Here is a 16505-nt window from a genome sequence, read left to right on the forward strand (position 1 = left end):
TTGGCCGGGGCTTGCCAAGTGGCCGCCACGGTTATCCGGGCAGCGGCTCCAGCCGCGTCCGCAACGCGTTCAGCGCCTCGGCCAGCGGCACGCGCACGGCGTCCGGGCAGATCGCATCGAACGGCAGGTCGAGCAGCAGCAGGTTGGCCGCCAGCGCCGGCATGCTCGGCGCACCCAGGCCCAACCAGCAATGCGCCGGCCCGTCGGCTTCCAGCGCGCCCAGCCAGGGCGGGATGCGCGCGGCGAGTACCTCCAGCGTGCCGTGCAGGCGTACCCGGGCCCGGCACGGAAACGGCGACTCGCCGATTGCCTTGCGCAGGAGTTGCAGTGGTTCTTCCGGCAGTGCGCGAGCGACGAATTGCGCGCCGGTCGTCTCGGCCCGGTCGATGCGGTCGGCGCGCAAGGTGCGCCAGTCCTGGCGCTCGCAATCCCAGGCCAGCAGATACCAGCGCCGCCCGTAATTCACCAGCAGGGCCGGCTCGACGCAACGCGTGATCGGGGCACCGGAGTGGCGGCGATAGTCCAGCCGCAGCGTGACCCGGTCGCGGCAGGCGCTGGCCAGTTGCGCCAGCAGCGCCGCATCCACCAGGGCACCCACCTCCCCGGTGACCGGCAGACTGGCGGTGGCCGCGTGCGCCGCACTGGCACGCTGGCCGCTGCGCCGCGGCAACAGCGGATCGAGCTTGCGCAGCACCCGCGCCGCCGCCGCATCCATGCCGCGTATCGCCGGAGCCGCTGCGCGCAGCGCGATCGCCACCGTCAGCGCCTCGTCTTCTTCGAACAACAGCGGCAGGGCGGCCGCACCCTGCCCCAGCCGGTAGCCGCCACCGGCGCCGGGCACGGCATGCACCGGGTAACCCAACTCGCGCAGGCGCTCGATCGCGCGCCGCACGCTGCGCGGATGCAGTTCCAGCCGCTCGGCCAGCGCCACGCCCGACCAACTGCGGCCGCCCTGCAGCAGCGCAAGCAGACGCAACAAGCGGGCAGCGGTCGAGGCCATCGCGTTACCGTATTGCGGACAGAAACTGTCCGCAATAGCTGCGTAGGATTGCCTGGCACCTCGTTCTCTATGCCTTCCGCATCCACCAAGGAAACCGCAATGTCCGACCAGCGCCACATCACCCTGTTCCACAATCCCCGTTCGCGTTCGCGCGGCGTGCTGGTGCTGCTGGAAGAGCTCGGCGCCAGTTACGACCTGCAGATCGTCAATCTGGAAAAGGGCGAGCAACTCGCGCCCGCGTACCTGGCGATCAACCCCATGGGCAAGATTCCGGCGATCCGGCATGGCGACAGCGTGGTCACCGAACAGGGCGCGATCTACCAGTATCTGGCCGAGCTGTATCCGGAAGCCGGGCTGTCGCCGGCGCCGGGCGATGCCGATCGCGGCGCCTACCTGCGCTGGCTGGCCTTCTACGGCTCGGCGTTCGAGCCGGCGATCATCGACCGCGCGATGAAGCGCGATGCGCCGCCGCGCTCGATCTCGCCCTACGCCGACTGCGCCACGGTGCTGCAGGTGATCGATGCGCAGCTGGCCAAGGGCGACTATCTCCTGGGCCAGCGCTGCAGCGCGGCCGATGTGCTGTGGGGCGGCGCGCTGGGCTGGATGGTCGATTTCGGCCTGATCGACCCGCCTGCCAGCACCCGCGCCTACATCGCCCGCATGGCCGACCGGCCGGCGTTCGCGCGCGCCGAGGCCACCAACGCCAAGGCCTGACCAAGCGGACGGGCCCGGCGCAAGCGGGTAAACTGTGCGGCTATCTTCTACCCGCCTGGAATAAGCGCCATGCCCGGGACATCCGTTTCCGACCTGTCCGCGGCCACCGCCGTGGACGCACCCGCCCTGTTGCCGCTGCCGGTGGCCCGCCCGTCGGCGCCTGCCGTGGTGCGCGGCAAGCTCTACATCAAGACCCACGGGTGCCAGATGAACGAGTACGACTCGGCCAAGATGGCCGACGTGCTCGCCGCCTCCGAAGGCCTGGAGCTGACCGACAACCCCGAAGACGCCGACGTGGTGCTGGTCAACACCTGCTCCATCCGCGAGAAGGCGCAGGAAAAGGTGTTCAGCCAGCTGGGCCGCTGGAAGGCGCTGAAGGCAGGCGGCAAGCCGGTGATCATCGGCGTGGGCGGCTGCGTGGCCTCGCAGGAAGGCGAGGCCATCGTCAAGCGCGCGCCCTATGTGGATCTGGTGTTCGGCCCGCAGACCCTGCATCGCCTGCCGGAGCTGATCCGCGCGCGGCGCGAATCGGGCAAGTCGCAGGTGGACATCAGCTTTCCGGAAATCGAGAAGTTCGATCGCCTGCCCGAGCCGCGCGCCGAGGGTCCGTCGGCGTTCGTGTCGATCATGGAAGGCTGCTCCAAGTACTGCTCGTTCTGCGTGGTGCCCTACACCCGTGGCGAAGAAGTCAGCCGGCCGTTCGAGGACGTGCTGGTGGAGGTGGCGCAGCTGGCCGCGCAAGGCGTGCGCGAGATCAATCTGCTCGGCCAGAACGTCAACGCGTATCGCGGCGCGTACGGCGCCGATGCCGGCGACGCGGCGCAATACGCCGATCTGGGCCTGTTGATCCGCACCATCGCGCAGATCGAGGGCATCGGCCGTATCCGTTTCACCACCTCGCATCCGCTGGAATTTTCCGACTCGCTGGTGGATGCGTACCGCGACGTGCCGCAGCTGGCCAATTATCTGCATCTGCCGGTGCAGGCCGGCAGCGACCGCATCCTGTCGGCGATGAAGCGCGGCTACACCGCGCTGGAATTCAAGTCCAAGATCCGCAAGCTGCGCGCGGTGCGTCCGGATATCTCGATCAGCTCGGACTTCATCGTCGGTTTTCCCGGCGAGACCGAAGCGGATTTCGAAAAGACCATGAAGCTGATCGAGGACGTGGGCTTCGACCAGAGTTTCTCGTTCGTGTATTCGCGGCGTCCCGGCACGCCGGCCTCGGACCTGCAGGACGACACCCCGGAAGCCGTCAAGCAGGCACGGCTTGCGCGTTTGCAGGCACAGATCAACGCGCACGCCACGCGCATTTCGCAGTCCATGGTCGGTAGCGTGCAACGGGTGCTGGTGGAAGGCCCGTCGCGGCGCGATCCGAACGAATTGACCGGCAAGAGCGAGAACATGCGCCCGGTGAATTTCCCCGGTAACCCGCGCCTGATCGGGCAGTTCGTCGATGTCCTGATCACCGAGGCGATGAGCAATTCGCTGCGTGGTCTTATCCAGGTGGACGACAGCGACAGCTGATACCGCATAGGTGCCGGGGCGCGTGGCGCCACGGCATACATCGCGTCGTGCTGACTGGAAGGTGCGCGTTGGTTGGTCACTACTTCCGTAGTGCTGCGGCCGGGCACGCGATGCTGCGTCTGCCTGCGATTGTTGTTGCGTTGCTTTGCGCAGCTGCGTGCGTGCAACACGCTGGCAATTGCGTTGAGGTCACGCGCGTCGTGCCTCGCACCTCGATCTTCGGCAAGCACGCAGCTGCGTGCTGCCGCACTGCATTCGCCGATCGGCGCCCCAGCATCTGCGCGCTACGAAGCCGTGGTCGGTCTAGGTCAACAACGGCGCGCATTGCTCGCATACGCCAAGCATGGTCGTGATCGCGCACAGCAACGACACCGACGTCCCTGGTCACACGGCACGCAAGGCAAGTGATCAAAATTTCACCACTTGTCTGCAACACCTTGCGGCATAAGGCGTGCGAGCACTTACCCACAGGCTTTGCCGAATTCGATCCACACCGCTTGTGGACAACCGCCATCGCAGTGGTGATTTTTTCACCGTGTCCCTGCCGGACCTTGTGCGAGTAGGCGCCACGATTTTTATCCACAGGTTAGTGATGCGTGACTCCACAGCGATTGTGGAAAACCCGTGCACACCACCGGGGACCGGCCATGACCATGCGCTTGCGGCAGCCGGGCGTGTTGGTGGGATCACGCGCTGCGCGCTACCCTCGTCTGCCGCCCAACCGACCAGCGCATGCGTGCGCGGTCCGATCCGACCATGAATTCACCTGCACATCGCGACTTCACCCTGGACCCCGACGACACCGAGCGCCTGGCCAACCTGGCCGGCCCGTTCGACGCGCACCTGCGCCAGATCGAACTCAAGCTGGGCGTGGAGATCGCCAACCGCGGCAACGTCTTCCGCGTCACCGGCCCGGAGCCGGCGATCACCGCCGCGCAGACGCTGCTGACCGCCCTGTACGAGGAAGCCGCCTCCACCACCTTCGACAACCACGCCATCCACCTGCGCCTGAACGATGCCAATGTCGAGCAGGTGGTCGATCGTTCCTACGTGGCCCAGGACGTGGCGATCAAGGTCAAACGCGGCACCGTGCGTGGCCGTGGCGCCAACCAGGCCAAGTACCTGCATGCGATCGCCACGCACGACATCAATTTCGGCATCGGCCCGGCCGGTACCGGCAAGACCTTCCTGGCCGTGGCCAGCGCGGTCGAGGCGCTGAACGAGTCGCGCGTACAGCGGCTGATCCTGGTGCGCCCGGCGGTGGAAGCCGGCGAGAAGCTGGGCTTCCTGCCCGGCGATCTTAGCCAGAAGGTGGACCCGTATCTGCGCCCGCTCTACGACGCGCTCTACGAAATGCTGGGCGTGGAAAAAGTGGTCAAGCTGCTGGAAAAGAACGTCATCGAGATCGCGCCGCTGGCCTATATGCGCGGCCGCACGCTCAACGATGCCTACGTGATCCTGGACGAGGCGCAGAACACCACCATCGAGCAGATGAAGATGTTCCTGACCCGGCTGGGCTTCGGCTCCACCGCGGTGGTCACCGGCGACCTGACCCAGATCGACCTGCCCAAACACGTCAAGTCCGGCCTGCGCGACGCAATCGAGGTGCTGCGCGATGTGGACGGCGCCAGCTTCACCTTCTTCGAAGCGCGCGACGTGGTGCGCCACCCGCTGGTGCAGCGCATCGTCACGGCCTATGAAAAGCGCGATCAGCAGGACGCTGCCGCCAAGCAACAGTCTGAGTGAGTTCGCGCCCTGTCAGCCTGGCGCTGACAGACGCAGTCGTCGCCGTCGCCGGGCATCCCGATCGCGTGCGGTCTGGCTGCATGACCAGCCAGGATTCGTTTCAAGCTTGCGGGTGCGGGATTACAATCGCGGCTGCGGGCGGGGCCCGATCGGCAGTTCGAGCTACCGCGTGGCCAACGGGCCTGCGGTGATTCTGCTGATCACCTGCACGCGCTGACCCTCTGCCCAGGAAACTCTCGCCATGACCCGTGGACCTGTCCGCCTCGACGTCGCTGTCAGTTATGCGCTGCCGCGCGCCGGTCTGCCGTCGGCGGTGAGTTTTCGCAAGTGGGTGGCCGCTGCGCTGAAGGGACGCATCCGCGAGGCCGACCTGGCGGTGCGGATTGTCGACGAGAAGGAAGGCTGCTCGCTCAACCATCATTACCGGGGCAAGGATTACGCCACCAATGTGCTGAGCTTCCCGGCCGATTTACCCGAAGGCCTGCCCAAGGGCGTCAAGATGCCGCTGCTCGGCGATCTGGTGATCTGCGCGCCGGTGGTGGCGCGCGAGGCGGCCGAACAAGGCAAGTCGCTGGCCGCGCATTACGCCCATCTGACCGTGCACGGCACGCTGCATCTGCTTGGCTGGGACCACGAAGACGACAAGGAAGCCGATGCGATGGAGCAACTCGAACGCGAGATCCTGGCCGATCTCGGCATCGACGACCCGTACGCGGGAGAGCGCTGATGCAGGCCTGCCTCGCCACCGCGTCGCTGTTGCTGGCCTGCTCCAGCGCCTGGGCGCAGGCCGCGCCGGCACGCCCCGACCTGCCGGCCCTGATCGAATGCCGCCAGCGTATTGGCGACTTCAACGCGCTGGCACCGGTGCTGGCCGACCCGCTCAAGGCGGTGGCGCTGGGCTGGACGCCGCTAGACCAGGCCAACCTGTTCATGACCGAGTACACGCTCAACACGCCGATCAGCGTGTTCGGCCACAGCACCACCCACATCGCGTTCTCCGGGGCCAGCGTCATGGCGCTGCTGGACCTGCCCGACCCGCGCCCGCTGGCCAGACAGCTGAACCTGGAACTGGGCGTGGATAACGCCGACAAGGTCATGTACGGCCGTGAGCTGGTCAGCGAAGACACCACCAACCCCAAGACCGGCGAGGCGATGATCGAATCGATCGTGCTCAGCGTCTCCAACGTGAAGTCGCATCCGGGCAAGACCGTGGTCGGCTGCGGCTACAGCCTGGACCTGCCCTGAAGCGCAGCGCCCACCCCGGCCCCGTCCACAGCGCCTTAGCGGCTTCCTGTTAGACTGACGGCTATCGCCTGGTTTGCCGGGTGCCGTCCCACGTCACGATGTCCGAAGACGACAGTAGCCAATCCCAAGAAACACCCGAAAAACGCCGTAGCTGGCTCGAGCGCCTGAGCGCTGCCTTCTCTGGCGAACCCCATACCCGCGACGAACTGGTCGCGCTGCTGCGGACCGCCGAACAGGACGGTCTCATCGCTGCAGACACCTTGCGCATGATGGAAGGCGCAATCTCCGTGTCCGAGCTCACCGTGGGCGACGTGATGATATCGCGCTCGCAGATGGTCTCGCTGCCGGTGGAGGCGCGCTTCATCGACCTGATGAAGCAGGTGGTGGAATCCGGCCATTCGCGCTTCCCGGTGCACGGCGAGAACAAGGACGAAGTGCTCGGCATCCTGCTGGCCAAGGACTTGTTGCGCGGCGTGGTTGCCGACAACGGCCCCGGCAACGTGCGCGAACTGCTGCGCCCGGCGGTGCTGATCCCCGAGTCCAAGAAGCTCAACGTGCTGCTCAAGGAATTCCGGCTGTCGCGCAACCACATGGCGATCGTGGTGGACGAGTACGGCGGCGTCGCCGGGCTGGTCACCATCGAAGACGTGCTGGAGCAGATCGTCGGCCAGATTGACGATGAGCACGACGATGCCGAAGACGAGAATTCGCTGATCGCGATCCAGGCCGACGGCCGCTATGTGGTCGATGCGCTGACGCCGATCGAAGACTTCAACGAGCGCTTTGGTGCCGACTTCCCCGATGACGAGTACGACACCGTCGGCGGCCTGGTCACCGATGCGATCGGCCACCTGCCGGAAACCGGCGAAGAGCTGACGCTGGGGCGCTTTGCCTTCCGTGTGGCCAAGGCCGATGCGCGGCGTGTGCACGCCTTCCACGTGACCATTCTGCCGCCAGACCCGCAGGACGACGCTTGAACCGTTGGTACCGCGTCACTGCTGCAGCGCCAGCCCGCGGCAGCATCCGGCGCTGCGCGGCGGCGTGTCTGCTGCTGTTGCTGGCGTGGTTGGTGGCACCTGCCGCCATGGCCCAGGCCACCGGGCAGGCGCCTGCCCAGCCCAATGTGCCGGCACCGCGGGTCGGCGTGGTCACCATGCAGCCGGGCGAGGTGTTCTTCGAGCGCTTCGGCCACGATGCCATCGTGGTGGTCGATCCCGTCACCGGGCAGGCCACCTCGTACAACTTTGGCTTCTTCGACCCCGGCGAGCCGGATTTCGTCCCCCGCTTTGCGCGCGGCGAGATGATGTATTACCTGGTCGCGTTGCCGCTGGAAGAAGACCTGCAGCAATACCGTGCGGTCGGCCGCGGCGTCAGCATCCAGTGGCTGGACCTGCCACCGGACCAGGCGCGCGCGCTGGCTGACGGGCTGGCCATCCGCAGCCAGCCCGAGAACGCGCGCTACCACTACGATTACTTCGTGGCCAACTGCGCCACCATGGTCCGCGACACGCTGGACCGCGCCATGGGTGGCGCGTTGAAATCGCAACTGGCCGGGCGCTCGCGCGGCAACACCTTCCGCAGCGAAGCGGTGCGCCTGGCCTCCCCTGCCCCATGGATGTGGCTGGGCTTCGACCTGGGCCTGGGGCCGTATGCGGACCGCCCGCTGTCGCGCTGGGAGGAAGCCTTCGTGCCGATGCGCCTGGCCGACAGCCTGACCCAGGTGCACAACGGCGCCGGCCGCCCGTTGGTGCAGTCCACCCAGGTCCTGCTGCCGCATCGCATCGCACCGGAGCCGGCGGAACAGCAGCGCCACTGGTGGCCATGGCTGCTGACCGGGCTGATCGTCGCTGCCGGCGTGCTGGCACTCGGTCGCCGGCAACGCGTGCTGGCCGCCCTGGCCCTGCCGTACTGGCTGCTGTGCGCGATCGGCGGCGGCTTGCTGGTGTATCTGTGGGGCTTCACCGCGCATCAGTCGGCCTGGGCCAATCGCAACCTGTTGCTGGTCAACCCGCTGTGCGTGCTGCTGTTGATCGGCGGCATCGCCGTGCTGCGCGGGCGCCGGCCCGGGCGCTGGTTCGATGTGCTGCGCTGGGTGGTGGCCGCCGCGGCACTGCTGGCGCTGCTGATCCACTGGCTGTCGTTCCAGGCGCAGGACAACCTGCAGTGGGTGCTGCTGCTGTTGCCGATCCATGCCGCGCTCGCCATCGCGTTGCGGCGGCGTGACTTGTCCGTCCGCACGCGCTGATCCAGGATGCGCCCATGAACCACCACGGCCGCCATCCGGACAACCCCTCCTGCGTCATCACCTGCGCCTATTACGACGGCCAGGGCGAGCGCCACGACATCAGCCTGGAGCAGATCAGCGACGTGCTGCAGCGCCCGGATGGCTTTGTCTGGGTCGGCCTGTACGAGCCGCAGGAGTCGGTGCTGCACAAGCTGCAGGATGAGTTCGGCCTGCACGATCTGGCCATCGAGGATGCGCTCAAGGCGCACCAACGTCCCAAGGCCGAGAGCTACGGCAATTCCTTGTTCGTGGTGGTCAACACAGCACAACTGGTCAACGAGCGCATCCGCTACGGCGAGACGCATGCGTTTCTGGGCGCGCGCTTTCTGTTGACGGTGCGCCATGGCGCATCGCTGTCGTACACGCCGGTGCGGCACCGGGTCGAACGCGAACCGGCGATGCTGCGCATGGGCGCCTCGTTCTGCCTATATGGCGTGCTCGACTTCGTGGTCGACAACTACCTGCCGATCATGGACGAGTTCCGCGACACGCTGGAAGGCCTGGAAAAGGACATCTTCGCCGACAACTACAAGCGCGAAACCGTGGTGCGCCTGTACGAGCTCAAGCGCGAACTCAACAAGATGCGGTTGGTGGTGGCGCCATTGCAGGACGTGCTCTCGCACCTCAAGCGCAACCCCGGCTCGCTGATCCACGACGAGGTCGGCATCTACCTGCGCGACGTACTCGACCATGCCGTGCGCATCAACGACGCCATCGACACCTTGCGCGAAATGTTGGGCACCGCGCTGAGCGTCAACTTGTCGATGGTGACCCTGGCCCAGGGCGAAACCGTCAAACGCCTGGGCGCCTGGGCCGCCCTGCTGGCCGCGCCCACCCTGATCACCAGCTGGTACGGCATGAATTTCACCCACATGCCCGAGCTGGACAAACCTTATGCCTACCCGCTGCTGGTAGCCGGCGTGGTCGCCTCGTGCCTGGTGTTGTATCGCCTGTTCAAGCGAGCGCGGTGGCTTTAGGCCGCTTTGCGGCCGGGATTTGGGAGTGGGGATTGGGGATTGGTTGGAGCAGGACGAGTGACTTCTGCTCGCTTGCTGCACGTATCCTCATCCGCTCTTCCGGTACCTTCTCCCGAGGGGGAGAAGGAAGGCTGCCTGCTTTTATGAATCCCCAATCCCGAATCCCCAATCCCCGCACTCAAGCCACATAGATCGTCTTGATGTTCATGAACTCGTGGATGCCGTGCTCGGCCAGCTCGCGGCCGAAGCCCGAGCGCTTGATGCCGCCGAACGGTAGCCGCACGTCGCTCTTGACCACCGAATTGACGAACGCCGCGCCGCACTGCAATTGCTGCGCGACGCGCTCGCCGCGCTTGGCATCGGAGGTCCACACGCTGCCGCCCAGGCCAAAGCTGGTGTCGTTGGCCACGCGTACTGCTTCTGCTTCATCCCGCACGCGAATGACCGATGCAACCGGGCCGAAAAACTCCTCCTCGTAGGCCGGCATGCCCGGGGCGACATGATCGAGGATGGTGGCCGGATAGCCTGCATGCGAACCGGGTACCGGTTCGCCGCCCAGCAGCACCTTGGCACCCTTTTCCACGCTGTGTTGCACCTGCTTGTGCAGCTCGTCGCGCAGATCCGCGCGGGCCATGGGCGCCAGCGTGGTGCCCTCCTGCTGCGGGTCGCCGAGCACGCGCTGAGAGGCAGCGGCAACGAAGCGTTCGATGAAGCGATCGGCGATGGCGTCCACCACGATGAAGCGCTTGGCGGCGATGCAGGTCTGCCCGCTGTTGTCGAACCGCGACTGCACGGCGGAGGCGACGGTGTGCTCCAGGTCGGCGTCCTCCAGCACCACGAACGCATCGCTGCCGCCGAGTTCCATCACGCACTTCTTCAACTGATCGCCCGCATTTGCAGCCAGCGAACGTCCGGCGCGCTCGCTGCCGGTCAGCGTCACTGCGGCAATGCGATCGTCACGCAACAAGTCTGCAGCCTGGTCATTGTCGATATGCAGCACATCGAACACGCCGGGCGGAATACCGGCGGCATCCAGCACCTCCTTCATCGCATCGGCGCAGCGCGGCACATTGCTGGCGTGCTTGAGCAGCGCGACATTGCCGGCCATCAGACCCGGGGCGAGGAAACGGAACGCCTGCCACAACGGAAAATTCCATGGCATCACCGCAAACACGCAGCCCAGTGGCTCGTAGCGCACATAGCTGGACTGCGCCTCGGTCGGGATATCGCGCGGCGCCAGGTAGTCGGCTGCATGTTCGGCGTAATAGGCGCAGCCCTGCGCGCACTTGTCCACCTCGGCCAGCGCCTCGTGGCGCAGCTTGCCCATCTCGGCGGTCATGATGCGCTGCAGGTCGTCGCGCCGCCGGGTCAGCTCTTCGCCGACCCGGCGCAGCAGCGCGCCGCGCTCGGCCAGCGGCAGCGCCGCCCACTGCGGAAATGCCTTGGCGGAAGCAGCCAGACGCGCCTCGATGGCGGCGGCGTCCAGGGTGTGCTGGGTATGTTCGACCTGGCCATTGGCCGGGTTGACGGTGTCGTAGGACATGACGGTCTCCTGTTACAGGCCCGCCATGCTAGTCGTCGGCAAGTTGCAGCCGCGTCACAACCGCGGCAAATCGCTGCAACGCTGTGTTTACCCACGCCGCGACGCAATGCCGCACCTCCATCGCACCGCTCGCGGATCACTGGCAACCGGAACAACGCTCCCAGCCACGCGAACGAAAGCGTCCCTGCCCTGTCCCGACCGTCCCACCGCACAAAAATGCTCTAGCATTCGGCACTTGGCAGCTTCATCCATTCACGGAAGACCACCACGATGCGCCGGGATCTGATTGTTCTAGTTGTACTTGGCATCGGCGCCTGCCTGCCGGGATGCGCCGTCCTGCAGGACATGCTGCACGGCCCGCGTCCCGGCCCGAACGGATTTGTCACCGTGAGCTGCACCAACACGCTGCCCAATCCCAGCCAACCCTGCGAGGAACAGGCACTGCGGGCCTGCTCGGAGACTGCCATCCGCCAATTCGTCACCGCGCACTCGTCGCCGAACATGGTCACGATCTATCCGAGCAAGCAGAAATCCAAGGACGACGGCGACAAGAACGGCAAGAACAGGGACAAGGATCGCGCCGACGAACAACCCAAGGTCGAGCAACAGGGCTACGACATCAGCGCCGAGTATCAGTGCTACCTGACCAAGCCGCAGCCCTGGGACAGCGGGTACACGCCTCCGGCCAGGTAACAGCGGCCCAACCAACTGCCGTGCCCGGCGTCCGGTGGCCGAATCAGGCGTCCGCAATCGGCGTGCAGCCATCGTGGATGTCTGTGGCGTCGGCGTTCGCAGCCGTCTGGCCGCCGCTGGTGGCGATGCATTCGCCCCCCCCATGTTGGTGCCTGCTCAGGAAGCAGCTTGCAGCGCCAGTTGCGCATCGCGCTGGCGGCGTCTTTCGCCACGCGCCAGCAGCCACCAGCCGATCACTGCGGCGATCGACACCGCCAGCACCATCAGCGTGGCAAGTGCGTTGATCTTGGGGCTGATGCCCAGCCGCACCGACGCAAACACCTTGATCGGCAAGGTGGTCGAACTGGGCCCGGCCAGAAAGCTGGCGATCACCACGTCGTCCAGCGACAGCGTGAATGCGAGCAGCCAGCCCGATACCAATGCCGGAGCGATGATCGGCAAGGTGATCAGGAAGAACACCTTCAGCGGTGTCGCGCCCAGATCCATCGCCGCCTCTTCCAGCGAGCGATCCAGTTCCTGCAGGCGCGAGGAAATCACCACCGTGACGAACGAGACGGTGAAGGTGACATGCGCCGCCCAGATCGCCACCGCGCCACGCGGTGCGATCCCGAGTACACCGCCCATCGAGACCAGCAACAACAGGATCGACAGGCCGATGATCACTTCCGGCATCACCAGCGGTGCGGTGATCAATGCACCGAACAGGGTCTTGCCGGGAAAACGCCGCATGCGCACCATCGCCAGCGCCGCCATCGTCCCCAGCACCGTCGATGCACAGGCGGTCCAGAACGCGACTTGCAGGCTGACCCAGGCCGCTTCCAGCAACTGGCGATCGCGCAGCAATTCGCCGTACCAACGCGTGGAAAAGCCACCCCACACCATCGCCAGCCGCGAGGCGTTGAACGAGTAGACCATCAGCAACAGGATCGGCAGATACAGAAAGCCGAAGCCCAGCGCGAGCACGCCAGCGCCCAGCAGGCGCGTGCCGGGAGAGGCGCGCATCATGTCAGCCGCCCTTCCAGCTCGCGCTGATAACGGTGGAACAGCACGATCGGCACCAGCAACAGCAGCAACATCACCGTAGCCACCGCCGCGGCCACCGGCCAGTCGCGATTATTGAAGAACTCGCCCCACAGCACACGGCCGATCATCAAGGTGTCCGGCCCGCCAAGCATTTCCGGAATCACGAATTCGCCCACCGCCGGGATCATCACCAGCATGCAGCCGGCAACGATCCCGTTGCGCGACAGCGGCAAGGTGATGCGCACGAAGGCCTGCCACGGCCGCGCGCCCAGATCGTAGGCGGCTTCGAGCAATCGCTGGTCGTGCTTGACCAGATTGGCGTACAACGGCAACACCATGAACGGCAGATAGCAGTAAACTATGCCGATGTAGGCGGCGAGCGGCGTGTACAGCAACTGCAAGGGCTGGCGGATCACTCCCAGCGCCAGCAGCGCCTGATTGAGCAGGCCGTTGCCGTCGAGGATGCCGATCCAGGCGTAGACGCGGATCAGGAACGAGGTCCATGACGGCAGCACCACCAGCATCATCGCCACATTGCGCGTGGCCAGCGGCAGACGCGCAATGACATAGGCCATCGGGTAGCCGATCAACAGCGCAAACACGGTCGACAGCGCGGCGATCCTGATCGAACTCGCATACGCCGCCAGGTACTGGCTGTCGCGCAGCATGACCAGATAATTGCCCAGATGCAGCTTGAGGCTCAGCGCCCCATCGGCCGCAACGGCGAACAACGGCGTGTACGGCGGCATCGCGGTGGCACGCTCGGCGAAGGAGATCTTCAGCACGATCAGGAACGGGATGGCGAAGAACACCAGCAGCCACAGATACGGTGCGGCGATCACGCCCCAGCGCGCGCCCGGCAATGCGCGGATCAGGCGCCTCATGCGGTGAGTACCACGCCGTCGTCCTCGCCCCAGCTCAGCCAGACGGCGTCGCCCCAGGTCAGCGCTTCGCTGGCCCAGCGCTGACGGTTGGCGAAGTTGGCCATCAGCTTGAAGCCGCCGGGCAGGCGCACGTGATAGACCGAATGGCTGCCGAAATAGGCGATGTCCTCGATCACGCCCTGCGCCTTGTTGCAGGCCTGGGCCGGTTCGTCCTTGCCGATGACCAGTTTTTCCGGGCGCAGCGCGAACGCCACTGCCTGCCCTTCGAAACCGGTGATGCCGTGGCCGATCCGGATATTGGCGTCGAAGGCCGACGCCTTCAGGCCGACGTAGTCGGGTTTGTCCTCGACGATCACCGCGTCGATCAGATTGACCGAGCCGATGAAGTCGGCAGCGAACCGGTTGGCCGGTTGTTCGTAGATTTCGTCCGGGGTGCCGACCTGCTGGATCCAGCCCTGGTCCATCAACGCGATGCGGGTGGCCATGCTCATGGCCTCTTCCTGATCATGGGTGACCATGACGCAGGTGACGCCAGAGGTCTCAATGATGTTGACCAGTTCCAGCTGCATCTGCGCGCGCAGCTTCTTGTCCAGCGCGCCCATCGGTTCGTCCAGCAGCAGCAGCTTGGGCCGCTTGGCCAGCGAGCGCGCCAACGCCACGCGTTGCTGCTGCCCGCCGGACAATTGATGCGGCTTGCGCCTGGCCAGGTTGCCAAGCTGCACAAGCTCCAGCATTTCGCCCACGCGCGCCGCGATCGCCGGCTTGGAAAGCGCCTCCTGCTTCAGCCCAAAGGCGATGTTCTGTTCCACGCTCATGTGCGGAAACAGCGCATACGACTGGAACATCATGTTGATCGGGCGCTCGTACGGCGGCAACCCGTCGATCGGCTGGCCATCGAGCACGATGCGGCCTTTGGTCGGCCGCTCGAAGCCGGCCAGGCAGCGCAGCAGGGTGGACTTGCCGCTGCCCGAGCCGCCCAGCAGCGCGAAGATCTCGCCCTTGCGGATCTGCAGGCTGACCTCGTCGACCGCGACGACGCCATCGAATTCCTTGCGGACCTCGCGGATGCTCAGATAGGCGTTGTCGCCAGGGGAAAGCGGCGGCGCTGCGGCCTCGGTAACTGCCATGGATCCTCTCGATTGCGAAGCGTGGCCCGGCACCGACTGTGCACCTCAGAACGCTGGCGCCGCCAGTGCTTGGTGCGACATCAGCACTCGTCCATTTGCGTCCAGGCGTCTCGCCTGCAGCGAGCCGACGACGAGCTGCTACATCGGGTGACCGCCTGCCGGCGCGGGCGCTGCAGCAACACTCTGTCTGCAACGGCAGAGCGACACCCCAGCGCGAACAAAGCGCCGACGCCCGCCGCGACGGCTATCGATCAGCGTGGCTCCGGCACCGGCGCGCTCCAGCCCAGACCCAGACTCTTCTGCAGCGCGACGTAGTTCACCAGCAACTGCACCTGTGCCTGTGCGGCGGCGTCCTGCGCGGACAGCTGCTGGCGCTGCACGTCGAGCAGATCGATCGACGAGGTGGCACCGGCATCGCGCCGTTGCTGCATCAAGCCGGCCGAACGCGTGGCCGAGGCTTCGGCCTGCCGCGCCACCACCAGCTGCTTGCGCGCCGAGCCGAAGCGCGCCAATGCCGAATTGGCATCCTGCAACGCAGCCAGCACCGCGCCCTCGTACGCCGCCTCGCGACCGGCGTTGCCGGCACGCGCCTGCTCCACCTGTGCCTTGGTGCGGCCGAAGTCGAAGATCGACCAGCGCAGCATCGGCACCGCCAGCGTGGTCAAGGCGTCGGAATTGAAATCGCTGGGCGAGCCGGCGACCCAGCTCAGGCCGCCCAGCAGGCTCACCTGCGGAAAATACCCGTTCAACGCCTCGCCGATCTGCGCGCTGGAGGCAGCCAGTTCGCGCTCGGCCTTGCGCACATCGGGGCGGCGACGGATCAGGGCGCCGGCATCGTCCACGCGCACCTGGGTGGGCAGCATCGGCAACGGCTGCGGCGCGCTCAACTGCGCGTCCAGCGCGCCGGGCTCGCGCCCCACCATCAGCGCCAGTTGATCCAGCGCTTCCTGCGATTGCATCTCCAACGGCAGGCGCTGCGCCTGTTGCTGCTGCACTTGCGTGGCGATCTGTTCGACCTGCAGGTCCGAGGCCGCGCCGCGCTCGCGGCGCTGCTGGGTCAGGCGCAGGGTCTGCCCGATCTTGTCCAGGTTCGCATCGGCGATCGCCAGCCGCGCCTGCAAGCCGCGGTAGTTCAGGTACACCTGCCCCACTTCGGCTGCCAGCTGCACCTGCGCATCGGCCAGCTCGGCTTCCGAGGCCTGCGCCTGCGCCAGCGCGCCTTCGGCCGCGCGACGGCGGCGGCCGAAGAAATCCAGTTCCCAGCTGGCATCGAAACCGGCGCTGTAGATCTGGGTCTTTTCCAGATCCAGCGCCTCGCTATCCTGTGCCGGTGGCTGGCCGTTCTGGCCGTTCTGCAAGCCGCCCAGCGTATCGCCGATGGTCTGCGGCGGCTCGGCATACGCATACACCGCGCTGGCGTTGAGCTTGGGCAGACGTTCGGCACGGCGCTGGCTGGCCAGTGCACGGTTGGCACGCAGCCGCGCCTGCGCCGCACGCAGGTTGGGACTGTCGGCCAGGGCCTGGGTGACCAGTTGGGTGAGGGTCGGGTCCTGCAGTTGCTCCCACCAATGATTCAATGGCGCGGCAGCGACCACGTCGGCGCCAGCAGCGCGATGCAGGGCCGGCGCCTGCACCGCCGTGTCGGCCACTGCCGGGGGCTTGGTGTAGTTGGGGCCGAGCATGCAGCCGCCGAGCAAAACCACGCTCAACGCCGCAGCCAGGGGCATGCGGATCAAGCGCATGGA

15 protein-coding genes are annotated in these 16505 nt (G+C 66.3%); 9 read left to right on the forward strand and 6 right to left on the reverse strand.

Annotated elements, in window-relative coordinates:
• Positions 1-31: 31 nt before the first annotated feature.
• Complete coding sequence (locus DGN21_RS11580) at positions 32-1000, reverse strand: WYL domain-containing protein (RefSeq protein WP_160954575.1); 969 nt, start codon at positions 998-1000, stop codon at positions 32-34.
• 99 nt (positions 1001-1099) lie between these two features.
• Here DGN21_RS11580 and DGN21_RS11585 point away from each other — a divergent pair, with 99 nt between their 5' ends.
• The 8 genes from DGN21_RS11585 (at position 1100) to DGN21_RS11620 (ending at position 9490) form a co-directional block, all read left to right on the forward strand.
• Complete coding sequence (locus DGN21_RS11585) at positions 1100-1714, forward strand: glutathione S-transferase family protein (RefSeq protein ID WP_016901619.1); 615 nt, start codon at positions 1100-1102, stop codon at positions 1712-1714.
• A 69-nt stretch (positions 1715-1783) separates the two neighbouring features.
• Complete coding sequence (gene miaB / locus DGN21_RS11590) at positions 1784-3238, forward strand: tRNA (N6-isopentenyl adenosine(37)-C2)-methylthiotransferase MiaB (protein ID WP_046343089.1); 1455 nt, start codon at positions 1784-1786, stop codon at positions 3236-3238.
• 756 nt (positions 3239-3994) lie between these two features.
• Entirely contained in the window at positions 3995-4984 is a 990-nt protein-coding gene (locus DGN21_RS11595; RefSeq protein ID WP_160954576.1) for a PhoH family protein, read from the forward strand.
• Between the two features lie 241 nt (positions 4985-5225).
• On the forward strand, positions 5226-5711 hold the full coding sequence (gene ybeY, locus DGN21_RS11600; RefSeq protein ID WP_016901623.1) for an rRNA maturation RNase YbeY: 486 nt from the start codon (positions 5226-5228) through the stop codon (positions 5709-5711).
• Complete coding sequence (locus DGN21_RS11605; protein ID WP_160954577.1) at positions 5711-6229, forward strand: hypothetical protein; 519 nt, start codon at positions 5711-5713, stop codon at positions 6227-6229. The genes ybeY and DGN21_RS11605 overlap by 1 nt, the downstream gene beginning before the upstream one ends.
• Before the next feature lie 98 nt (positions 6230-6327).
• Positions 6328-7206 (forward strand): transporter associated domain-containing protein, encoded by an 879-nt coding sequence (locus tag DGN21_RS11610; RefSeq protein WP_024939270.1) that lies wholly within the window; start codon positions 6328-6330, stop codon positions 7204-7206.
• Positions 7207-7250: 44 nt separating this feature from the next.
• Positions 7251-8474 carry a DUF4105 domain-containing protein gene (locus DGN21_RS11615; protein ID WP_252374711.1) on the forward strand — a complete coding sequence of 408 codons (1224 nt, stop codon included), beginning with the start codon at positions 7251-7253 and terminating at the stop codon, positions 8472-8474.
• A gap of 14 nt (positions 8475-8488) precedes the next feature.
• Positions 8489-9490, forward strand: a complete 1002-nt coding sequence (locus DGN21_RS11620; RefSeq protein ID WP_016901627.1) for a magnesium and cobalt transport protein CorA — start codon at positions 8489-8491, stop codon at positions 9488-9490.
• A 178-nt stretch (positions 9491-9668) separates the two neighbouring features.
• On the opposite strand, the gene DGN21_RS11625 is transcribed toward DGN21_RS11620, so the two are convergent.
• Positions 9669-11033: an NAD-dependent succinate-semialdehyde dehydrogenase gene (locus tag DGN21_RS11625; RefSeq protein ID WP_160954579.1), complete on the reverse strand. Its 1365-nt coding sequence runs from the start codon at positions 11031-11033 to the stop codon at positions 9669-9671.
• A gap of 270 nt (positions 11034-11303) precedes the next feature.
• On the opposite strand from DGN21_RS11625, the gene DGN21_RS11630 reads away from it, so the two are divergent.
• Positions 11304-11726 carry a hypothetical protein gene (locus DGN21_RS11630; protein WP_054592748.1) on the forward strand — a complete coding sequence of 141 codons (423 nt, stop codon included), beginning with the start codon at positions 11304-11306 and terminating at the stop codon, positions 11724-11726.
• Positions 11727-11882: 156 nt separating this feature from the next.
• On the opposite strand, the gene DGN21_RS11635 is transcribed toward DGN21_RS11630, so the two are convergent.
• The 4 genes from DGN21_RS11635 to DGN21_RS11650 all read right to left on the reverse strand — a co-directional run bounded on the left by DGN21_RS11635 (position 11883) and on the right by DGN21_RS11650 (position 16502).
• Positions 11883-12731, reverse strand: a complete 849-nt coding sequence (locus DGN21_RS11635) for an ABC transporter permease subunit (protein WP_126966054.1) — start codon at positions 12729-12731, stop codon at positions 11883-11885.
• Positions 12728-13633 carry an ABC transporter permease subunit gene (locus tag DGN21_RS11640; RefSeq protein WP_160954580.1) on the reverse strand — a complete coding sequence of 302 codons (906 nt, stop codon included), beginning with the start codon at positions 13631-13633 and terminating at the stop codon, positions 12728-12730. The genes DGN21_RS11635 and DGN21_RS11640 overlap by 4 nt, the downstream gene beginning before the upstream one ends.
• Positions 13630-14760 (reverse strand): polyamine ABC transporter ATP-binding protein, encoded by a 1131-nt coding sequence (gene potA, locus DGN21_RS11645; protein ID WP_160954581.1) that lies wholly within the window; start codon positions 14758-14760, stop codon positions 13630-13632. The genes DGN21_RS11640 and potA overlap by 4 nt, the downstream gene beginning before the upstream one ends.
• Positions 14761-15011: 251 nt before the next feature.
• A complete protein-coding gene (locus tag DGN21_RS11650; RefSeq protein WP_160954582.1) occupies positions 15012-16502 on the reverse strand; it encodes an efflux transporter outer membrane subunit in 1491 nt (496 codons plus the stop codon).
• Positions 16503-16505 lie beyond the last annotated feature (3 nt).

It is taken from the genome of Xanthomonas sp. MLO165 (assembly GCF_018831305.1).
In the GTDB taxonomy this organism is placed as follows: domain Bacteria; phylum Pseudomonadota; class Gammaproteobacteria; order Xanthomonadales; family Xanthomonadaceae; genus Xanthomonas; species Xanthomonas arboricola.

Bases quoted from the DNA above. Each gene is read 5' to 3' on its own strand.
- DGN21_RS11640 (WP_160954580.1), bottom strand. From the start codon at position 13,633: ATGAGGCGCCTGATCCGCGCATTGCCGGGCGCGCGCTGGGGCGTGATC.
- potA (WP_160954581.1), bottom strand. From the start codon at position 14,760: ATGGCAGTTACCGAGGCCGCAGCGCCGCCGCTTTCCCCTGGCGACAAC.
- miaB (WP_046343089.1), top strand. From the start codon at position 1,784: ATGCCCGGGACATCCGTTTCCGACCTGTCCGCGGCCACCGCCGTGGAC.
- DGN21_RS11605 (WP_160954577.1), top strand. From the start codon at position 5,711: ATGCAGGCCTGCCTCGCCACCGCGTCGCTGTTGCTGGCCTGCTCCAGC.
- DGN21_RS11630 (WP_054592748.1), top strand. From the start codon at position 11,304: ATGCGCCGGGATCTGATTGTTCTAGTTGTACTTGGCATCGGCGCCTGC.
- ybeY (WP_016901623.1), top strand. From the start codon at position 5,226: ATGACCCGTGGACCTGTCCGCCTCGACGTCGCTGTCAGTTATGCGCTG.
- DGN21_RS11635 (WP_126966054.1), bottom strand. From the start codon at position 12,731: ATGATGCGCGCCTCTCCCGGCACGCGCCTGCTGGGCGCTGGCGTGCTC.
- DGN21_RS11650 (WP_160954582.1), bottom strand. From the start codon at position 16,502: ATGCGCTTGATCCGCATGCCCCTGGCTGCGGCGTTGAGCGTGGTTTTG.
- DGN21_RS11625 (WP_160954579.1), bottom strand. From the start codon at position 11,033: ATGTCCTACGACACCGTCAACCCGGCCAATGGCCAGGTCGAACATACC.
- DGN21_RS11585 (WP_016901619.1), top strand. From the start codon at position 1,100: ATGTCCGACCAGCGCCACATCACCCTGTTCCACAATCCCCGTTCGCGT.
- DGN21_RS11595 (WP_160954576.1), top strand. From the start codon at position 3,995: ATGAATTCACCTGCACATCGCGACTTCACCCTGGACCCCGACGACACC.
- DGN21_RS11580 (WP_160954575.1), bottom strand. From the start codon at position 1,000: ATGGCCTCGACCGCTGCCCGCTTGTTGCGTCTGCTTGCGCTGCTGCAG.
- DGN21_RS11610 (WP_024939270.1), top strand. From the start codon at position 6,328: ATGTCCGAAGACGACAGTAGCCAATCCCAAGAAACACCCGAAAAACGC.
- DGN21_RS11620 (WP_016901627.1), top strand. From the start codon at position 8,489: ATGAACCACCACGGCCGCCATCCGGACAACCCCTCCTGCGTCATCACC.